At 69.9% G+C, this 18,761-nt stretch carries 17 protein-coding genes; 4 read left to right on the top strand and 13 right to left on the bottom strand.

Annotated elements, in window-relative coordinates; all coding sequences use genetic code 11:
* The first annotated feature begins 44 nt into the window (after positions 1-44).
* Positions 45-287, top strand: a complete 243-nt coding sequence (locus GHR20_RS08690; RefSeq protein ID WP_309251923.1) for a hypothetical protein — start codon at positions 45-47, stop codon at positions 285-287.
* Between the two features lie 10 nt (positions 288-297).
* Here GHR20_RS08690 and GHR20_RS08685 read toward each other — a convergent pair whose 3' ends face one another.
* The 3 genes from GHR20_RS08685 to GHR20_RS08675 form a co-directional block, all read right to left on the bottom strand.
* Positions 298-630: a monooxygenase gene (locus GHR20_RS08685; RefSeq protein ID WP_153812851.1), complete on the bottom strand. Its 333-nt coding sequence runs from the start codon at positions 628-630 to the stop codon at positions 298-300.
* A gap of 189 nt (positions 631-819) precedes the next feature.
* Complete coding sequence (locus GHR20_RS08680) at positions 820-2,349, bottom strand: UDP-N-acetylglucosamine 1-carboxyvinyltransferase (RefSeq protein WP_111580995.1); 1,530 nt, start codon at positions 2,347-2,349, stop codon at positions 820-822.
* Positions 2,350-2,486: 137 nt separating this feature from the next.
* Complete coding sequence (locus GHR20_RS08675) at positions 2,487-2,957, bottom strand: Lrp/AsnC family transcriptional regulator (RefSeq protein WP_153812850.1); 471 nt, start codon at positions 2,955-2,957, stop codon at positions 2,487-2,489.
* 154 nt (positions 2,958-3,111) lie between these two features.
* On the opposite strand from GHR20_RS08675, the gene GHR20_RS08670 reads away from it, so the two are divergent.
* Positions 3,112-3,588 carry a rhodanese-like domain-containing protein gene (locus GHR20_RS08670; RefSeq protein ID WP_153812849.1) on the top strand — a complete coding sequence of 159 codons (477 nt, stop codon included), beginning with the start codon at positions 3,112-3,114 and terminating at the stop codon, positions 3,586-3,588.
* A 68-nt stretch (positions 3,589-3,656) separates the two neighbouring features.
* Here GHR20_RS08670 and GHR20_RS08665 read toward each other — a convergent pair whose 3' ends face one another.
* Positions 3,657-4,598 carry a DUF4232 domain-containing protein gene (locus GHR20_RS08665; RefSeq protein WP_153812848.1) on the bottom strand — a complete coding sequence of 314 codons (942 nt, stop codon included), beginning with the start codon at positions 4,596-4,598 and terminating at the stop codon, positions 3,657-3,659.
* Positions 4,599-4,672: 74 nt separating this feature from the next.
* Entirely contained in the window at positions 4,673-5,098 is a 426-nt protein-coding gene (gene coaD / locus GHR20_RS08660) for a pantetheine-phosphate adenylyltransferase (protein WP_153812847.1), read from the bottom strand.
* A 344-nt stretch (positions 5,099-5,442) separates the two neighbouring features.
* Here coaD and acnA point away from each other — a divergent pair, with 344 nt between their 5' ends.
* A complete protein-coding gene (acnA, locus tag GHR20_RS08655; RefSeq protein ID WP_111581000.1) occupies positions 5,443-8,160 on the top strand; it encodes an aconitate hydratase AcnA in 2,718 nt (905 codons plus the stop codon).
* Positions 8,161-8,312: 152 nt separating this feature from the next.
* Here the strand turns inward: acnA and GHR20_RS08650 are convergent, their stop codons facing one another.
* The 6 genes from GHR20_RS08650 to GHR20_RS08625 all read right to left on the bottom strand — a co-directional run bounded on the left by GHR20_RS08650 (position 8,313) and on the right by GHR20_RS08625 (position 13,916).
* Positions 8,313-11,033, bottom strand: a complete 2,721-nt coding sequence (locus tag GHR20_RS08650) for a SpoIIE family protein phosphatase (RefSeq protein WP_153812846.1) — start codon at positions 11,031-11,033, stop codon at positions 8,313-8,315.
* Positions 11,034-11,097: 64 nt separating this feature from the next.
* Entirely contained in the window at positions 11,098-11,604 is a 507-nt protein-coding gene (locus tag GHR20_RS08645) for a GNAT family N-acetyltransferase (protein ID WP_153812845.1), read from the bottom strand.
* 43 nt (positions 11,605-11,647) lie between these two features.
* Entirely contained in the window at positions 11,648-12,550 is a 903-nt protein-coding gene (locus GHR20_RS08640) for a poly-gamma-glutamate hydrolase family protein (protein ID WP_153812844.1), read from the bottom strand.
* Positions 12,547-12,789, bottom strand: coding sequence for a DUF397 domain-containing protein (locus GHR20_RS08635; protein ID WP_153812843.1), 243 nt, complete (start codon positions 12,787-12,789; stop codon positions 12,547-12,549). The genes GHR20_RS08640 and GHR20_RS08635 overlap by 4 nt, the downstream gene beginning before the upstream one ends.
* A gap of 66 nt (positions 12,790-12,855) precedes the next feature.
* A complete protein-coding gene (locus GHR20_RS08630) occupies positions 12,856-13,101 on the bottom strand; it encodes a DUF397 domain-containing protein (protein WP_153812842.1) in 246 nt (81 codons plus the stop codon).
* The gene (locus GHR20_RS08625; protein WP_243877981.1) at positions 13,098-13,916 is read right to left on the bottom strand and encodes a helix-turn-helix transcriptional regulator; all 819 of its coding nucleotides are present in this window, start codon (positions 13,914-13,916) and stop codon (positions 13,098-13,100) included. The genes GHR20_RS08630 and GHR20_RS08625 overlap by 4 nt, the downstream gene beginning before the upstream one ends.
* Before the next feature lie 112 nt (positions 13,917-14,028).
* On the opposite strand from GHR20_RS08625, the gene GHR20_RS08620 reads away from it, so the two are divergent.
* Positions 14,029-14,451 (top strand): ATP-binding protein, encoded by a 423-nt coding sequence (locus GHR20_RS08620; RefSeq protein ID WP_243877980.1) that lies wholly within the window; start codon positions 14,029-14,031, stop codon positions 14,449-14,451.
* Here GHR20_RS08620 and GHR20_RS08615 read toward each other — a convergent pair.
* Together GHR20_RS08615 and GHR20_RS08610 are read right to left on the bottom strand one after the other, a co-directional pair.
* Positions 14,444-14,773 (bottom strand): hypothetical protein, encoded by a 330-nt coding sequence (locus GHR20_RS08615; protein WP_153812841.1) that lies wholly within the window; start codon positions 14,771-14,773, stop codon positions 14,444-14,446. The two genes, GHR20_RS08620 and GHR20_RS08615, sit on opposite strands and share 8 nt — an antisense overlap.
* A 96-nt stretch (positions 14,774-14,869) precedes the next feature.
* Positions 14,870-18,673: a GH92 family glycosyl hydrolase gene (locus GHR20_RS08610; protein ID WP_194858842.1), complete on the bottom strand. Its 3,804-nt coding sequence runs from the start codon at positions 18,671-18,673 to the stop codon at positions 14,870-14,872.
* Positions 18,674-18,761: the final 88 nt, after the last annotated feature.

Below are 18,761 nucleotides of genomic sequence, written 5' to 3'. Positions count from 1 at the left end.
GCAAAACGGAGTCCATGAGAGGCATCGACTCCGTCATAAGAACCGTGGCTCACGTGCTCGCGGGCATCCTGGTCGTCTGGATCCTCATGGACCTCTTCCACGCCAACCGCGGCAACACCGTCGTCGGCTGGTTCCACTCCGCCGCCGACTGGCTCGCCGGCTGGTCCATCGGCCTCTTCACCGTCTCCGGGCACACCCTCCAGGTGCTCCTCGACTACGGCATCCCCGCGATCGTCTACGTGGTGATCGCGAACATCGTCGCGGGCAGGGCCTTCGCCCGGGCCTAGCCCCGGAAGCTCAGCTGTCGAGGGGCGTGGGGACGGTGAGCGGACCCCTGTTGACCGCCGACAGCGGGCCGTTCACGGCGAAGATCCGGCCACGGACGTCGGTGATGCCCCAGGACCGCAGCCGTTCGGTGTGCTTGGCCAGGTACCGCTGTGCGTCTGCCTCGGAGCCGAAGAGGTAGATGCCGCCCGCTTCGCCGGCCTCGCTGTTCTCGGTCCAGATCTTCCAGATCAACCCCGGCTCGTCGTTGATGCTCTCGGCCAGCTGCCGGTACTCGGTCGCCATCTGCTCCCCGAAGGGGCCGTTGTGCGGGAAATCGACCTGGAGGAGATACGTCGTAGCCATCTTCGTTCCTTCGGGCTGTGCCGTGCCGGTGTCCGTCGGGGCGGAGCGCCGACGCAGTGTGGGCAACCGTGGGGCCGCGGACGAAATTCCCAGGTCGGCCCAACTACCCGGAGAATTCCCGGAAATGCCGCCGCACCCCTCCCCGACCCGCTGAGCACAGGTCGGACGGGGTGCGGCGGCATTCGCGCGTCAGATGTCCCGGAAGATCTCGATCTGTGCCCCGATCGAGTTCAGGCGCTCCGCGAGGTCCTCGTAACCGCGGTTGATGACGTACACGTTGCGCAGGACCGACGTCCCCTCCGCCGCCATCATCGCCAGCAGGACGACCACCGCGGGACGCAGCGCCGGGGGGCACATCATCTCGGCGGCGCGCCAGCGGGTGGGGCCCTCGACGAGGACGCGGTGCGGGTCGAGGAGCTGGAGGCGGCCGCCGAGGCGGTTGAGGTCGGTGAGGTAGATCGCGCGGTTGTCGTAGACCCAGTCGTGGATCAGGGTCTGGCCCGAGGCGACCGCCGCGATCGCGGCGAAGAACGGCACGTTGTCGATGTTCAGGCCCGGGAAGGGCATCGGGTGGATCTTGTCGATCGGCGCTTCCAGCTTGGAGGGGCGGACCGTGAGGTCGACCAGCCGGGTACGGCCGTTGTCCGCGAAGTACTCCGGCGAACGGTCGTGGTCCAGGCCCATCTCCTCCAGGACCGCCAGCTCGATCTCCAGGAACTCGATCGGCACCCGGCGCACGGTGAGTTCGGACTCGGTGACCACCGCCGCGGCCACCAGGCTCATCGCCTCGACCGGGTCCTCGGAGGGCGAGTAGTCCACGTCGACGTCGATGTTGGGCACGCCGTGCACGGTCAGCGTGGTGGTGCCGATGCCCTCCACCTTCACGCCCAGCGCCTCCAGGAAGAAGCACAGGTCCTGGACCATGTAGTTGGAGGAGGCGTTGCGGATGACGGTCACGCCGTCGTGCCGCGCCGCGGCCAGCAGCGCGTTCTCGGTCACGGTGTCGCCGCGCTCGGTCAGCACGATCGGGCGGTCGGGGCTGACCGTGCGGTCCACCTGCGCGTGGTACTGGTTCTCGGTCGCCGCGATCTGGAGCCCGAACCGGCGCAGCGCGATCATGTGCGGCTCGATGGTCCGGGTGCCGAGGTCGCAGCCGCCGGCGTACGGCAGCTTGAACTGGTCCATGCGGTGCAGCAGCGGACCGAGGAACATGATGATGGAGCGGGTGCGGACGGCCGCCTCGGCGTCGATCGCCGTCATCTCCAGCTCGGCCGGCGGGACCAGCTCCAGATCGACCCCGTCGTTGATCCAGCGGGTGCGCACGCCGATGGAGTTGAGCACCTCCAGCAGGCGGTACACCTCCTCGATGCGCGCGACCCGGCGCAGCACCGTGCGTCCCTTGTTCAGCAGGGAGCCGCAGAGGAGGGCCACACAGGCGTTCTTGCTCGTCTTGACGTCGATGGCGCCGGACAGCCGCCGGCCGCCGACGACCCGCAGATGCATCGGGCCCGCGTAGCCCAGCGACACGATCTCGCTGTCCAGAGCCTCACCGATGCGGGCGATCATCTCAAGGCTGATGTTCTGGTTGCCGCGCTCGATGCGGTTGACCGCACTCTGGCTGGTGCCGAGCGCCTCCGCGAGCTGCGTCTGCGTCCAGCCCCGGTGTTGCCGGGCGTCACGGATGAGCTTGCCGATGCGTACGAGGTAGTCGTCTGCCATGAGGTTGAGGTTATCTCAGATATGAGATGGCGCCCGTCAGGGGGGCCATTCGAGTGATGGCGCGTCAATGACCTGCGGGTTTCCGGCGGGTGTGCCGACCGCGGGTGATTCATTCCGTAATGACGCTCATGACGGATTTAGCCGTCGATGGGGTGATGAGGCGAGGCAGACAGGGCGCGATGGGGGAGCGGGGACGAGTAGACGACGCTGGTCGTCACCGACCCCAAACCGCCGATCCGTCCCGAAATCTCCTCCAGATGGCGCATCGAGCGGGCCGCCACCTTGATGACGAAGCAGTCGTCGCCCGTCACGTGATGCGCCTCCAGGATCTCCGGCATCGCCGTGACCAGGTCGTGGAACGGCTTGTAGTTGCCGTTCGGGTACCGCAGTCGTACGAACGCCATGACCGTCAGTCCGACCCGCTCCGGGTCCACGACCGCCGCGTAGCCGCTGATGACCCCGCCCTCCTCCAGCCTGCGCACGCGTTCCGTGACCGCGCTGGCCGACATGGAGACGGCCCGCGCGAGGTCGGCGAAGCTGGTCCGGCCGTCCCGCTGGAGGACGTCGAGAATGCGCCAGTCGATGGCGTCCAGGGATATCGCGGTCATGGTCGAGAAATAGCACGGATTCCCCGGCCGATCGGGTGACATCGCCGTGGATCGAACCTTCAGCGGGCCGCTTCCGCTCCGTAGATTCGAGCCCGAAGCCGCGAGGCCGGACCTCGCCGGCCGAGCCGACCCCCTCAGGCAAGGAATGGCCCCCATGACCCCGACCGCCCCCGCCACCCTCAGCGAAACCGCCCCCCTCACCGCCCCCGCCGAAGCCGCCGCCCACTTCCGCGCCTCCCTCCGTTTCCACACCGACGTCGCCGACGTGGCCGCCGCCCTCGCCGCCCCCGGCGGCCCCGGATTCGTGCTCCTCGACTCCCGCTCCACCCACTCCTGGGACCAGGGGCACATCCCCGGCGCCGTCCACCTCCCCACCGCGCTCATCCCCGAGCGGGCCCCCGGTCTGCTCGACAGATCCGTGCCCGTCGTCACCTACTGCTGGGGCCCCGGCTGCAACGGTGCCACCCGTGCCGCCCTCGCCCTCGCCGAACTCGGCTACCAGGTCAGGGAGATGCTCGGCGGATTCGAGTACTGGGTGCGCGAGGGCTTCGCCCACCGGACCTGGCAGGGCCCGGAGCGCCGCGACCCCGACCCCCTCGCCGCCCCGGTCGCGGGCACCTGCGGCTGCTGACGCCCGGCCGACCTCGGGTCGTACGGCACCTCGGTCCTACGACGCCTCGGTCCTACGACGCCTCGGTCCTACGACGCCTCGCGCGTCCAGGCCCGGACGGCCAGCTTGCCCGTCGTACCGAGGTCGAGATGGGGCGTGACCGTCACCGGCGCGGCACCCTCCTTGGCCCGCACCCTGACGTACGGGACGTCGACCGCCGTACCGAACTCCGTGGTGTTGCGCCACATGAGGCCGGAGACCGCGCTCTCGCCGGGCTTCAGGACCAGCGGGCGGGCCGGGTCGTCGAATCCGGTGCCGGTGCTGATGCCGCCGCTCCCGTGGAAGATCCGCACGCCGTGGACGGGGGCCAGGTCGTCGTCCAGCAGTTCCAGTCGCGGATAGCCGTCGAGCGTGTAGTCCCGCTTGCCGCAGTTCTCCAGGCGCAGGCCCACCACGCGCAGCCCCATCGCGGCGTCGCCCGCGTCATTGCCGAGACGGATGCCGGAGGGCGGGCACACGCCGGGCGCGGGCGGGGCCTCGGCGGCGGGCACCCGGGTCACCTGGGCCACCTTGATCCGGCTGACCCGCGACGACCCGGGGGCCGGCGCCCCCAGCCGTACCGTGCCGCGCCTCGTCGCGCCGGGGGCGACCGAGCGCACGGTCTCGGCATGGTTGCCCATGACCGCGCCGCTGTCCGTGGTGAAGTCGAACAGGACCGTGTACGTCAGCTCCTGGGTGCCGCTGTTGGTGACCTCGTAGGCGGCCGAGATCCCGGAGTCGGCGGCCGGGAGCGGGTCGGCGTGCACCAGGTGGTCGGAGGGGGAAGGGCTCGGCGTGCCGGTGGGGATCGTCACCGAGGTGATCCGGACACCGTCCACGGGCGGATCGGACACGGGAACCGCGGCCCCGGACCCGGCACCCGGGCCGGCCATGCCGGAGACCCCCGCGTGCTCGGACCCGCACGCCGTGAGCAGCAGCAGCGCGGCGACGGCGGGCACGACGGCCGGAAGAAGTGAGGTGGCAGTGCGCATCCGCGCATCCCATCAGCGCCGCGCCCCCCGGACCATGGTGGAAGCCACAGTTCCGGCCACCGGTACGCGCCCGCCTATACGCTGCCCCCCGCGTACTGGCCCATCGCGGTGACGAGGCTGGAGGACACGTGCGCCAGCGCGGGATCGGCGGGGATGAAGAACGTCTCCACTCCGGCCAGTTCATGGTTCATCCGGGCCATCGGCATCTCGTAGTCCAGGTCCTTGGCGTCCCGGACCCCGCGGACCACGATGTCGATTGCGGCCTCGCGGCAGTAGTCGACCAGCAGCCCGCCGGTGTGCGAGTCGACCGTGACATTGGTCAGCCCTTCCGCCGCCGCGCGGAGCTTTTCCAGCCGTTCCGCGACCGGAAAACGGCCGGTCTTGCTCGCGTTGAACATCACGCAGACGACGACCTCGTCGAACAGCAGCGAGGCGCGCCGCAGCACGTCCTGGTGCCCCGGCGTCACCGGGTCGAACGATCCTGGAAAGAGGGCTCGCATGACCAGACAGAGTAACAACCGCCCGACCCCCCGGACCGAAACCCGAACGGACCTCGAACCGAAACCCGAACGGAACCCCGAACCAAACCCGAGCGGAACCCCGGCCCGAACCCCGACCGGGACCCCGGTCAGGATCAGGGTCCACGCGCGCGCAAGGCGGCCCCGGCATGACCATCCGGCACCCATGTACTAGAGTTATCTCGACATCGAGATATCTGCCGAGGCGCACCGCAGCCGCCACCCCGGTAAGGCAAGCCTAACTTAGCCTGACCTTACCGGACCGGCCAAACCGGCGTGGCGGCAGGATTGACGGTGGTAGGCGCACATCAATGAAGGAGACTGTCGTGTCGGCGAACAGCTTCGACGCCCGCAGCACGCTGCAGGTGGGCGACGAGTCGTACGAGATCTTCCGGCTGGACAAGGTGGAGGGCTCGGCCCGCCTGCCGTACAGCCTCAAGGTCCTGCTGGAGAACCTGCTCCGCACGGAGGACGGCGCGAACATCACCGCCGACCACATCCGTGCCCTCGGCGGCTGGGACTCGCAGGCCCAGCCCAGCCAGGAGATCCAGTTCACGCCGGCCCGCGTGATCATGCAGGACTTCACCGGCGTGCCCTGCGTCGTGGACCTCGCCACCATGCGCGAGGCCGTTGCGGCCCTCGGCGGCGACCCGGCGAAGATCAACCCGCTCTCCCCGGCCGAGATGGTCATCGACCACTCCGTCATCGCCGACAAGTTCGGCACCAGCGACGCGTTCAAGCAGAACGTCGACCTGGAGTACGGCCGCAACCGCGAGCGCTACCAGTTCCTGCGCTGGGGCCAGACCGCGTTCGACGACTTCAAGGTCGTCCCGCCGGGCACCGGCATCGTGCACCAGGTGAACATCGAGCACCTGGCCCGTGTCGTCATGGTCCGCGACGGCAAGGCGTACCCCGACACCCTGGTCGGCACCGACTCGCACACCACCATGGTCAACGGCCTCGGCGTCCTCGGCTGGGGCGTCGGCGGCATCGAGGCCGAGGCCGCGATGCTCGGCCAGCCGGTCTCCATGCTGATCCCGCGCGTCGTCGGCTTCAAGCTCACCGGTGAGCTCCAGCCCGGCACCACCGCCACCGACCTGGTGCTCACGATCACCGAGATGCTGCGCAAGCACGGCGTCGTCGGCAAGTTCGTGGAGTTCTACGGCGAGGGCGTCGCCGCCACCTCGCTGGCCAACCGCGCCACCATCGGCAACATGTCGCCGGAGTTCGGCTCCACCGCCGCGATCTTCCCGATCGACGACGAGACCCTCAACTACCTGCGCCTGACCGGCCGTTCGGAGCAGCAGGTCGCGCTGGTCGAGTCGTACGCCAAGACCCAGGGCCTGTGGCTGGACCCGAAGGCCGAGCCGGACTTCTCCGAGAAGCTGGAGCTGGACCTCTCCACGGTCGTCCCCTCCATCGCCGGCCCGAAGCGCCCGCAGGACCGCATCGTCCTCGCGAACGCCGCCGAGCAGTTCAAGCAGGACGTCCTCAACTACGTGGACGTCGTGGACGAGGCGGGCCAGGAGTCCTTCCCGGCCTCCGACGCCCCGGCCGTCCGCCCGAACGGCGGTCCGTCCAACCCGGTCCAGGTCACCGCCCCCGACGGCTCGACCTACACGATCGACCACGGCGCGGTCACCGTCGCGGCCATCACCTCCTGCACCAACACGTCCAACCCGTACGTCATGATCGGCGCCGCCCTGGTCGCCAAGAAGGCGGTCGAGAAGGGCCTGTCCCGCAAGCCGTGGGTCAAGTCCACCCTCGCCCCGGGCTCGAAGGTCGTCACCGACTACTTCGACAAGGCCGGCCTCACGCCGTACCTGGACAAGCTGGGCTTCAACCTCGTCGGCTACGGCTGCACCACCTGCATCGGCAACTCCGGCCCGCTGCCGGAGGAGGTCTCCAAGGCGGTCAACGACCACGACCTCGCCGTGGTCTCGGTCCTCTCCGGCAACCGGAACTTCGAGGGCCGCATCAACCCCGACGTCAAGATGAACTACCTGGCGTCCCCGCCGCTGGTCGTCGCGTACGCCATCGCGGGCTCCATGAAGGTGGACGTCACCCGGGACGCCCTGGGCACCGACCAGGACGGCAACCCGGTCTACCTGAAGGACATCTGGCCCTCCGAGGCCGAGGTGAACGAGGTCGTCGCCAGCGCCATCGGCGAGGACATGTTCAACAAGTCCTACCAGGACGTGTTCGCGGGCGACGCCCAGTGGCAGTCGCTCCCGGTCCCGACCGGCAACACCTTCGAGTGGGACGCCGAGTCCACCTACGTGCGCAAGCCCCCTTACTTCGAGGGCATGGGCATGGAGCCGGCCCCGGTCGCCGACATCACCGGCGCCCGTGTGCTGGCCAAGCTGGGCGACTCGGTCACCACCGACCACATCTCCCCGGCCGGCGCCATCAAGGCCGACACCCCGGCCGGCAAGTACCTCACCGAGCACGGTGTGGAGCGCCGCGACTTCAACAGCTACGGCTCGCGCCGCGGCAACCACGAGGTCATGATCCGCGGTACGTTCGCCAACATCCGCTTGCGCAACCAGATCGCGCCGGGCACCGAGGGCGGCTACACCCGCGACTTCACCCAGGCCGACGGCCCGGTGTCCTTCATCTACGACGCCTCGCAGAACTACCAGGCCGCCGGCACCCCGCTGGTCGTCCTGGCGGGCAAGGAGTACGGCTCCGGTTCGTCCCGCGACTGGGCCGCCAAGGGCACCGCGCTCCTCGGCGTCAAGGCCGTCATCGCCGAGTCGTACGAGCGCATCCACCGCTCGAACCTCATCGGCATGGGCGTCCTGCCGCTCCAGTTCCCCGAGGGCGCCACGGCCGAGTCCCTCGGTCTGACGGGCGAGGAGACCTTCTCCTTCGCCGGTGTCACCGAGCTGAACGACGGCACCACGCCGCGCACGGTCAAGGTCACCACCGACACGGGCGTCGAGTTCGACGCGGTCGTCCGCATCGACACCCCCGGTGAGGCCGACTACTACCGCAACGGCGGCATCATGCAGTACGTGCTGCGCAACCTGATCCGCAACTAAGCGATCAGTAACCGCGGTTGAGGGCCGCACCCCTGGCAACGGGGGTGCGGCCCTCTCTTGTGTCTTTTGTCTTTCAGGGGCGCGGGGAACCGCGCGACCAGCCACGACGCACCCGCACCCGGCGACGCACCCCCACCTCCCACCCCGCCCCCTCAGATCTCATCGAACGAGTCCAGCGACAACTCCGGCATCACCGGCGGAGCCCCCCGCAGCGCCATCTCCGCCCAGATCACCTTCCCCTGCGGCGAGTACCTCGTCCCCCACCGCTCCGTCATCTGCTGGACCAGGAACAGCCCCCGCCCGCCCTCGTCCGTCGTCGCCGCGTACCGCAGATGCGGCGACGTGTTGCTGCCGTCGGCCACCTCGCAGATCAGCGCCCGGTCCCGGATCAGCCGCAGCCGGATCGGCTCGGAGCCGTACCGGATCGCGTTGGTCACCAGCTCGCTGAGCACCAGCTCCATGCCGAACGCCTGCTCCTCCAGCCCCCACTCCTCCAGCCGCCCGGTCACGGCCCGCCGCAGCCCCGCCACGGCCGACGGATCGGCCGGTACGTCCCACTCGGCCACCTGGTCCGACGTCAGCGCCCGGGTGCGCGCCACCAGCAGCGCGACATCGTCCTTGGGCCCCTCGGGCAGCAGCTCCTCCAGCACCGCCCCGCAGCTCGCGTCCGGGGAGCGGTCGGGATGCCCGGCCAGCGCCCGCCGCAGCAGCTCCAGGCCCTCGTCCAGATCGCGGTTGCGGTCCTCGACCAGCCCGTCGGTGTACAGCACCAGCTGCGTCCCCTCGGCCAGCTCCAGCTCCGCCGTCTGGAACGGCATGCCCCCGAGCCCCAGCGGCGGACCGCCGGGCAGCTCGGGGTAGGTGACGCTGCCGTCGGGATGCACCAGGGCGGGCGCCAGATGCCCGGCGCGGGCCATGGCGCACCGGCGCGAGATGGGGTCGTAGATCGCGTACAGGCACGTGGCGCCCACGATCGCGCCCGAGTCCTCCCCGTCGCCCTCGTCCTGGTCGATGCGCCCGACCAGGTCGTCCAGATGGCTGAGCAGCTCGTCGGGGGGCAGGTCGAGGGTCGAGAAGTTGTGTACGGCGGTCCGCAGCCGGCCCATCGTGGCGGCCGCGTGCAGCCCGTGCCCGACGACATCGCCGACCACCAGCGCCACCCGGCTGCCCGGCAGCGGGATCACGTCGAACCAGTCCCCGCTCACCCCCGACTGGGCCGGCAGATACCGGTAGGCGACGTCCAGCGCGCTCTGCTCGGGCAGGGCGCGCGGCAGCAGGCTGCGCTGGAGGGTGACCGCGAGGGTGTGCTCACGGGCGTAGCGGCGGGCGTTGTCCACGCTGACGGCGGCGCGGGCCACCAGCTCGTCCGCGAGCGTGAGGTCCTCCTCGTCGAAGGGGTCCCGTTTGGCCCGGTAGAAGTTGGCGATGCCCAGCACCACCCCGCGGGCCCGGATCGGGGCCGAGATCAGGGACTGGATGCCGTACTCGAGGATGTTGTCGGTGCGCTGCGGGTCCTGGGCCCGCCAGTCCGTCGCCATGGCCAGGTCGGACACCAGTTCGGAGTGTCCGGAGCCGTAGCCCCGGGCCTGGGGGGTGAACGGCTTGAAGTCGATCAGCCGGTCCTGCTCGTACAGCGGATGGTCGCCCCGGATGCCGTGCACGGCGATACGGCGCAGGGTCGCCGCGGTGGGGCCGGGCTCCTCGCCGTGCAGGACGCCGTCGTCCAGGTCGACGGTGACGTAGTCCGCGAAGCGCGGTACGGCGATCCGCGCCAGCTCCTCCGCGGTGCGCCGCACGTCCAGGCTGGTGCCGACGCACAGCCCGGCGTCGTAGAGGAGCTTCAGCCGCTCCCTGGCGACCTCGGCGCGCCCGGAGAGGGCCTGGAGCTCGGTGGTGTCCCGCAGGGTCACCACGGTGCCGCCGGGGAGCCCGCCGTGGTCGGTGGGCCGCTGGTTGACGGCGAGCAGCCGTTCCCCGGCGAACAGGACCTCGTCGGTGGCCTCGCGCCCGGAGGCCAGCAGCTCCACCGTCTCGGGGTCGAGGCCGGGCAACTCGGACAGGTGGCTGCCCTCGGCGTCGGCCGGCAGCCGCAGCAGGCGCCGGGCCTCGTCGTTGGCGAGCAGCAGCAGCCCGTCGTCACTGACGATGAGGACGCCCTCGCGCACCGAGTGCAGCACCGTGTCGTGGTGCTCGTACATCCGGGTCATCTCGTCGGGGGCGAGGCTGTGCGTCTGGCGCCGCAGCCGCCGCCCGACCAGCGCGGTGCCGCCGGTGGACACGACGAGCGCGCCCGCCCCGGCGGTCAGGATGATCGGGATCTGCCGGTCCACCTCGCTGGTGACGTTCTTGACCTTGAGCCCGGCGGAGACGAGGGCGACCACCTTGCCGTGCGCGTCCTCGATCGGGGCCGTGGCCTGCATCTCCCGGCCCAGCGGGCCATGCACGCTCTCCGTGTAGATCTGCCCGGCCAGCGAGGGTCCGATGTTGCCCACGAACCGCTGCCCGATCTTGCTCGGCATCGGGTGCGTGTAGCGGATGCCGTGCGTGTCCATGACGACGATGAAGTCGACCCCGGCCGCCTTGCGCCCGGCCTCCGTGAGCGGCTGGAGCACCGTGGAGGGCTTGGGGGCGTCCAACGCCTGGAGGACGCCGGGGGAGTGCGCGAAGGTCTCCGCCACGGCGACGGAGCGGCGCCTGGCCTCGGCCGTGGTGTCCCGCTCGGACTGGAGGAAGAGGGCGAGCACGCCGCTGAGCACCAGCAGCACCACGAGGGCCACCTGGAGCAGGAAGACCTGCTTGGCGACGCTCCACTGCCTCCCGCCGATCACAGAACGCCATACCAGGCGTCTGAACCGAGCCACGGTGTCCGACATGCCGCATTTGTAGCACCGGAGTCCGCTGTGTGGCCACGGTCGGTCCACAGATTGGACAGGTGTTCTAGGAGGTGGGACCGCCGTCGGTCGGGAGGGGCAGTTCCAGCAGCTCCGCCGGGGGCCGGAAGCCGGAGCGCCGGTAGAGGGGATCGCTGCGCTCCGACGGCCAGACGATCAGCGTCTCCAGCCTCGCGCCGCGCGCGTATGACGTCAGCGCGTCCAGGAGCGCGGTACCGGCCCCCTGGTTCCGGTACGCCGGCTCGACGAAGAAGTTGGTCACATAGCCCAGGGAGTCGTTGTCGGCGAACGGCTCCGGCACCCGCTCCACCAGTGCCAGGAAGACATGGCCGCGGATCTCGCCCCCGGCCTCCGCCACCCAGGCCAGCCACCGCCCGCCGCCGAGCCGCTCGCCGATCCACCGCTCGGCCTCGTCCAGGGGCGGGGCGGTGTCCGGCGGCGCCTCGTGGTCCTCCCGCTTGAACGCCCATCGCAGCTCGGCCAGGGACCGGGCGTCGGAGGGCCGGGCGGGCCGCACGGTGAGATCGGTCGGCACCGGGGGGTCGGTCGTCATGGGGCGAGTCTCGCGTCCGCGGCCCGGGAGGGCGACCGATTTCCTACAGGGCGTCCAAGCCCCGCTCGTGGTTCTCGACCGCCTCGCGTACGGCGCCCACGAAGCCGGTCCAGAAGTGGTCGGCGTAGGGACTGGCCGTGCTCGGGACGCCCGCGCTCGTCCGGCGCTTGGCCGCGCCGGAGAAGTCGCCGAACATCGCCTTGCGCAGCGCGGTGGATATCTCCAGCTGGGCGCCGCCGCCGGTACGGGTGCGGTTGACGATGTTGGCCGGGTCGTCGCCGTCGATCGAGGTCGAGGGGTCCGCGAGGACCACGGTGACGTTCCGGTCCGGGTCGGCCGCCGGGGAGGTCAGCCCGTACTTCGTGAACGCCGCGAGCAGATTGCGCTTCAGCCGCGCGTCCCGGCCCCCGACGATCACCTTCTTCACGGACGTGTCGTCGAACCCGTGCAGCGACACGGCGTACAGGTTGCCCGTGCAGACGGCCAGCGCCGCCGGGTCGTCGCAGTGCGTGGACGTCACATGCTGCGCGGCGGAGTTGGCCAGCGCCTCGAACATCCAGTAGTCGCGCTGCGGCTCTCCCGGTACGGCCGCGCTCGCCGGGTCGGTGTCCGTCTCGAACGGCGTGTACCCGGCGATCGCCATGCACAGCTCGCTCGTACCGGCCTCGATCCCGCCCCCGTGCGGTGCGATCACCGCGGTGCCGCCGAGCGGGCTGCTGGTGGTCCGTGCGTTGTCCGTGACCTGCGCCGGCGCGCCGATCCGGAACCGGCGCACCCAGTCGGTGCCCTCCCGGTCCGCGGTACGGGTGTACAGCTCCGTGTTGGACCCGTACTGGTCCGCCGCGCTCGCCGGGGTGGCACCGGAGCCACTGACGACGGCGTTGACGGTGGGCAGCCCGGCGGCGAGGGCGGCGACGGAGGCGAGGACGGCGCGTCTGCTGTTCATCGCACCGAGGAGGTGAAGGCGGCCCAGGTGAGCGGGCTGACGCGGAGAGTGGGCGCGTGGGAGGGGTCCTGCTTGGAGTCCCGGACGAGGACGGAGTGAGCGCAGGAGGCGACTTCGACACACTGGCCGCCCTCGCTGCCGCTATAGCTCGACTTACGCCAGGAGACGGCCACTTCGAGGCACTGGCCGCCTTCGCTGCTGCTGTAGCTCGACTTGAACCACTGAAGTGCGGCGCTCATTGCTCTCCTAGTAGACGATCAAGCAGTTCTCTTGAGATCTCGACGGCGAGGACGGCGCTCCGCTGTTCACCGGACCGAGGAGGTGAAGGCGGCCCAGGTGAGCGGGCTGACGCGGAGAGTGGGCGCGTGGGAGGGGTCCTGCTTGGAGTCCCGGACGAGGACGGAGTGAGCGCAGGAGGCGACTTCGACGCACTGGCCACCTTCGTCGCCGCTGTAGCTCGACTTGCGCCAGGAGACGGCCACTTCGAGGCACTGGCCGCCTTCGTCACTGCTGTACGTCGACTTGAACCACTGAAGTGCTTCCGCGCTCATTGCTCTCCTAGCAGGCGGTCGAGCAGGCCCTTGGAGTACTGGATGTTCAGGGCCTGTGTCCGCAGCATCGCATATTTGCGTGCCAGGCGAGACACCTCTTCGGGGTCGGAAACCAACTGGCTTCCGCGTTGCGATTCCGTGTAGGCGAGGTGCTGGTGGTCCGGAGTTTCGAGGAGTGTGAAGGGCCCGTTGAGTCCCGCGTGGAGGTTGCTGTCCAGTGGCAGTACCTGGAGTGAGACGCACAGCAGTTCGGCCACTTCACGCAGATACCGCATCTGCTCCCTGCGGACCTCCTCGCAGCCGATCCTCAGACGCAGCGCGGGCTCCCACACCACGAAGCTCAACGTCGGCGGACACTTGCGCTTCAGGATCTCCTGGCGATCGAGTCGCAGCCGTAGCGTCGTTTCCAGGCTCTCCTCGTCGTACGCCGGGACGCGATTCTGTAGCACCGCGCGGGCGTACGCCTCGGTCTGCAACAGACCTGGGATAACGGCGTTGTCGTACCAAGACAGCGCGACGGCCACCTTCTCCTGATCCATGTACTCCTCCGCCCACAGCGGGAACTGGTCGATCTCCGGCAGGTTCGTCACCCCCGCCGCCAGCGTCCCCTTGGTGCCCAGAAGCTCGTCACACCTCTCGGCGATGTCCAACTTCAGGGGACGTCGGCCCTGTTCGATCGACGCGATCGTCTCGTCGTTGACCTTCAGTTTCGCGGCCAGCGCGGGTTGGCTCAGACCGGCCGCTCGGCGGGCCGCGCCCAGTTGACGGCCGAGCATCCGCATGGCCGACTGGTTCTTCCTGTGTGCAGGCGTCATGTCTGTTGAACTCCCCGTGCCATCGGAACGCCACCCCGCACGATCCCGTACAAATAATCTGTACGGGATCACCTACTGCCGCAGGCTAGTCACGCTGCGCGACATTCGCCCCGTGAACGAGCAGATTGAACTCCTGCGACAGCTCGACCAGTTCTACCCACGGGCCCGCCGCTCCGTCCCCGCTGCCAGACGGTTCGCGGAGTGGGCGTTGGCGGACTGGGGACTGGCCGCATGGGAGCGCGGCGCGGACGTATCGCTCTGTGTGAGCGAGTTGGCGACGAACGCGGTCGTGCACGGTGTCCCGCCGGGCCGGGGCTTCCTGCTGCGGCTGTGCCATGACGGCGCCCTCGTCCGGGTCGAGGTCCACGACAGCGGAACGGGCGTCCCGGTGGTCGCGCACCCCCTCCTGGACGAGGGCGGCCGAGGGCTGCTGCTGGTGTCGGCGCTGGCCGACACGTGGGGCGTGGGGGAGCGGAACCCCGGCAAGATCGTGTGGTGCGAGTTCGCGCTGCCCGAGGGGCGGGCCGTCACATGAAGGGCAGCGGGGTGGCCAGCAGCCAGCCGGCCGAGGCCGCTCCGCTGCCACAGGCCGTCGCCCAGCCCGCCCACTCCTTGCCGGAGAGGACCCGCGCCGCCCGCGCGGCCTCGGTGCCGAGGATCACCCCGAAGAAGAGCGACAGCCACAGATCGGCCCACGCGGTCTCGGGCCTGCCGATGAGCAGCCAGCCCACCACGCCCGCGGCCAGCGCCGCGGCCACATGGGGCCAGGACATCTCCTTCGGGGCACCGGACGGGGCGCGCCAACGCTGTACGGCGATGAGCGCGACCTCTACGAGGGCTGCTGCCAGGGCGATCAACGGGAGCTTCCTGTGGGGGAGGTGGGAACGAAGTCGGCAAACGGAATCATAAAGGACCCGGTTCATCAACTCTTGGGCTCCCACCCCCCGGTCACCTCATCCGAGCAGCTCCACCTCCGCCAGCGTCGCCGAACCACCTAGTACCAACCGGTACTTGGCGTACGACCCCGGCGCCGCGATGGTGAACGCCCGGGTCTGCCGGTTCCACGGGAAGGTCTCCCCGGAGCGGTGGTCCAGCGTCCGCCAGGTCGTGCCGTCGGCCGAGCCCTGGAGGGTCCAGCCGGCCGGCGCCGTGGTGTGGTCCGCCGCCGACGTCAGCGTGTACTGGACCGGCTTCCCGGACCGGTTCACCGGCAGCTCGACGGAGGTGAACGTCTCCTGTGTCGCCGAGGTGTCGTCGAACAGGGCGCCCTCCCCGCGCAGCAGGTCCGTCCGGGGCGCGGGCACCTGGTCGTCCTGGGTGATCGACACCGGCCCCGCGTTCTTCCCGGAGCCCCACGCCGAGGGCCGGGGTCCCATGGTGAACGTCAGCTCCCCGCCCTTGGCCAGCAGCGACTGCGGCAGCGAAGTGGACTTCCAGGGGCGGCCGTTGAAGGTCACGTTCTGCACGTAGACGTTCTTCGCGCTGTTGCCCGGCGCCCGGACCACCAGGTCGTGGCCGTTCTCCAGGTGCACGGTGACCTTCTTGAACAGCGGGGAGCCGATGGAGTAGTCGCCGCTGCCCATGACCAGGGGGTAGAAGCCGAGCGCGGAGAAGAGGAACCAGCCGGACTGCTCGCCGTTGTCCTCGTCGCCGTGGTAGCCCTGCCCGATCTCGCTGCCCAGGTAGAGCCGGGACAGGATCTGCCGCACCGCCGCCTGCGTCTTCCACGGCCGGCCCGCCGCGTCGTACATGTACGAGACGTGATGCGCGACCTGGTTGGACTGCCCGAGCATGCCCATCCGCACGTCCCGCGCCTCGGTCATCTCGTGGATGACCCCGCCGTAGGACCCGACGAACTCGGGGGACGCGGTCTCCGGGGTGGCGAAGAACTGGTCCAGCTTGTCGGCGAGCTGCTTCCTGCCGCCGTACAGGTCGGCGAGGCCCCGGCTGTCCTGCGGCACGGAGAAGGCGTAGCCCCAGCCGTTGGTCTCCGTGTAGTCGTAACCCCACACCCGGGGGTCGTAACGCGCGGAATCAAGGCGCCAGTTGCCCTTGGCGTCCTTCCCCTGGAAGAAGCCGGCCTTCGGGTCGAAGAGGTTCACGTAGTCGCGGGCGCGGTTGAGGAAGTAGTCCGACTCCTCCTTGTAGTGCCTCTCGCCCGTCTTCTCGTACAGCGCCGCGCCCATCTTCGCGATGCCGTAGTCGTTGACGTACCCCTCCATCGCCCAGGACAGCCCCTCGGCGGTGTCGGTGCTGGTGTATCCGAGGAACGGCGAGGTGCTCATGCCCTTGCGGCCCACCCCCGAACTCGGCGGCACCACGGTCGCGTTCTTCAGCGCCGCCTCGTACGCCGCCTTCGCGTCGAACTTCACGCCCTTGACGTAGGCGTCGGCGAACGCCACGTCCGAGGAGGTGCCGGTCATCAGGTCCGCGTAACCGGGGGAGGACCAGCGCGAGGTCCAGCCGCCGTCCTTGTACTGCTGCACGAACCCGTCGACCATCGCGCCCGCCTGAGTGGGCGTCAGGAACGAGTACGCCGGCCAGGTCGTCCGGTAGGTGTCCCAGAAACCGTTGTTGACGTACACCGTGCCGTCCACGATCTTCGCGCCGGTGTGCGTCGGGGTGTCCTGGCTCTGCATCGGGGAGAACGGGGAGGCGTACCGGTCCTTCCCGTCCACCTTCTCGTAACCCGAGTTGGGGTACAGGTACAGCCGGTACATGCTGGAGTACAGCGTGGTCAGCTGGTCCGGTGTCGCGCCCTGCACCTCGACCTTGCCGAGCAGTTTGTCCCAGGTGCGCTGCGCCCGCGCCTTCACGGCGCCGAAGGAGGTGCCGTCCGGGATCTCCCGGCGCAGATTGTCCTTCGCCTGGTCGACGCTGATCAGCGAGGTCGCGAGCCGCAGGGTGACGGTGTGGCCGGCGCCGGCCGCGAACCGCAGGTAGCCCTTCACCCCGCTCGCCGACCCGTCCGTGACCGGCCGGTCGAACACGCCGTACACGAACAGCCGGGTCGCGCCGGTCGACAGACCCGACTTGACGTCCGAGTAGCCGGTGACGGTCCCGTGCTCCTTGTCCAGCGTCAGCCCCGCCTGCTCGGTGACGTTGTCGAAGAGCACGCCGGCGTCGGAGCCGGGATAGGTGAAGCGCATCACCGCCGCGTGGTCGGTCGGCGCCATCTCCGCCTTGAGCCCGTTCTCGAACCGTACGCCGTAGTAATACGGCCGCGCCGTCTCGTTCTCGTGCCGGAACGCCAGCGCCCGCGCCTCCCGGCCGGTGTCCGGGGTGCCGGACGCGGCCGACGGCATCACCTGGAAGGTCTGCCGGTCACCCATCCACGGGCTCGGCTCATGGCTCGCGCTGAACGCCTGGATCGTCGGCAGATTGGCCTCGTTGTTCGCATGCGCGTACTCGTAGAGCCAGCTCAGCGACGACGCGTTGGTCACCGGCGTCCAGAAGTTGAAACCGTGCGGCAGCGCGGTCGCGGGGAAGTTGTTGCCCCGCGAGAAGCTGCCGCTGGAGTTGGTGCCGCGCGTGGTCAGCGCGTAGTCGGACAGATGCGCCTTCGGCCGCTCGGGCGCCACCGGCTTCAGCGACACGTCGTCGATCCAGCCCCGGAACTTCGCCGGCCCGGTGGGGGAGTCGTACCCGACGAGAATCCGGTCGACCGTCTTGCCGGCCGCGACCGAGCCGATCCGCGCGACGACGTTGTTCCACTGATTGACGTACAGCGACTTTGCGTCGCCCTGCCCGCGCGGCGACAGTGGGAACCCGTGCTGGTCCAGCGCGCCGAGGCCGCTGAGGTAGGTGCCGTCGGTGAAGGCGAGGTCCAGGGAGACGTCGGTCGCGTCGTAGTCCCGGTCGCCGTCGGCCATCGAGGGGAAGATCCGGTACGACAACTGCGTGTCGCCGCCGACCCTCACATTGACGTCGAACACCTTGTTGAAGGAGTACGCGCGGCCGTCCGCCGTGTGCCGCCCCGCGTACCGCAGCGCCCGGGTCCCGGTGAACCCGGCCCGCGCCTTGGCCGTCGGCGAGGCGGTCGGGCCCTTGTCGACCAGCGTCAGCATGTCCTGCGGCACCGGACCACCGCCGCCACCCGTGGCGAACTGCACATCCGCGAGCTGGAGGACGTCCGGCGCCCCGTTGTTCCTCGTCACCTCCAGCCGGAAGTGCTGGTACTCGGCCGGCTGCGCGAGGTCGTACGACGTGGTCTGGAACCGCTCGGAGAAGGTCTCGCCCGTCCGCGCGTCGAGGCTCTTCCAGTCCTTGCCGTCGGTGGAGCCGAGCAGCGTCCAGTCCCGCGGGTCGCGCTCGGCGTAGTCGTTGGCCGAGGTCAGCGCGTACGTCCGGACCGCGACGGGCTTGTCCAGGTCGAACTCCGCCCAGCCGGTGGGCTGGAAGGTCAGCCACTTGGTGCCGGACTCGCCGTCGGCCAGGTTCTCCTTCACCTCGCCCGCGCCCGCGTTCTCGCCGCTCGCCCGGACCTCGGTGACGTGGTCGTTCACATTGCCCGGTATGCCGGTGCTGTAGCCGCCGTCTACCCCCGAGGCGCGCGGGGCGCCGTCCGGGCCGGTGTCGACCGTGTCCACCCAGTCGGGGGCGGGATCACCCGCCTCGAACGAGGATGCGAACTCCCGGTCGGCCACCGGGGCCTTGGCGGGCAGTGCCACCGCGGCGCCCTGCGCGCCCACGGCCATCACGAAGGCGGCCGTGAGCACGGCCGCCGGGCCCCATCTGTGCCGAGTTCTCCGCTGCATGTACGGATTTCCTCCCCGCGCCGTCGCGGACAACGTTGTCATAGGCGGTACACAGGAACCAAGTAGGTGGTCAAGTGGTGGATGATGT

The sequence above is a fragment of the Streptomyces sp. SUK 48 genome (assembly GCF_009650765.1).
In the GTDB taxonomy this organism is placed as follows: Bacteria; Actinomycetota; Actinomycetes; order Streptomycetales; family Streptomycetaceae; genus Streptomyces.
Note: the sequence above shows the minus strand (reverse complement) of the source record. Positions and strands in the feature narration are given on the sequence as shown.

Coding starts and splice junctions, on each gene's coding strand:
- GHR20_RS08640 (WP_153812844.1), bottom strand. CDS start 12,550: ATGAACAGCAGACGCGCCGTCCTCGCCTCCGTCGCCGCCCTCGCCGCC.
- GHR20_RS08665 (WP_153812848.1), bottom strand. CDS start 4,598: ATGCGCACTGCCACCTCACTTCTTCCGGCCGTCGTGCCCGCCGTCGCC.
- GHR20_RS08675 (WP_153812850.1), bottom strand. CDS start 2,957: ATGACCGCGATATCCCTGGACGCCATCGACTGGCGCATTCTCGACGTC.
- GHR20_RS08645 (WP_153812845.1), bottom strand. CDS start 11,604: ATGACGACCGACCCCCCGGTGCCGACCGATCTCACCGTGCGGCCCGCC.
- GHR20_RS08635 (WP_153812843.1), bottom strand. CDS start 12,789: ATGAGCGCCGCACTTCAGTGGTTCAAGTCGAGCTACAGCAGCAGCGAA.
- GHR20_RS08625 (WP_243877981.1), bottom strand. CDS start 13,916: ATGACGCCTGCACACAGGAAGAACCAGTCGGCCATGCGGATGCTCGGC.
- GHR20_RS08670 (WP_153812849.1), top strand. CDS start 3,112: ATGACCCCGACCGCCCCCGCCACCCTCAGCGAAACCGCCCCCCTCACC.
- GHR20_RS08610 (WP_194858842.1), bottom strand. CDS start 18,673: ATGCAGCGGAGAACTCGGCACAGATGGGGCCCGGCGGCCGTGCTCACG.
- GHR20_RS08630 (WP_153812842.1), bottom strand. CDS start 13,101: ATGAGCGCGGAAGCACTTCAGTGGTTCAAGTCGACGTACAGCAGTGAC.
- GHR20_RS08650 (WP_153812846.1), bottom strand. CDS start 11,033: ATGTCGGACACCGTGGCTCGGTTCAGACGCCTGGTATGGCGTTCTGTG.
- GHR20_RS08685 (WP_153812851.1), bottom strand. CDS start 630: ATGGCTACGACGTATCTCCTCCAGGTCGATTTCCCGCACAACGGCCCC.
- coaD (WP_153812847.1), bottom strand. CDS start 5,098: ATGCGAGCCCTCTTTCCAGGATCGTTCGACCCGGTGACGCCGGGGCAC.
- GHR20_RS08680 (WP_111580995.1), bottom strand. CDS start 2,349: ATGGCAGACGACTACCTCGTACGCATCGGCAAGCTCATCCGTGACGCC.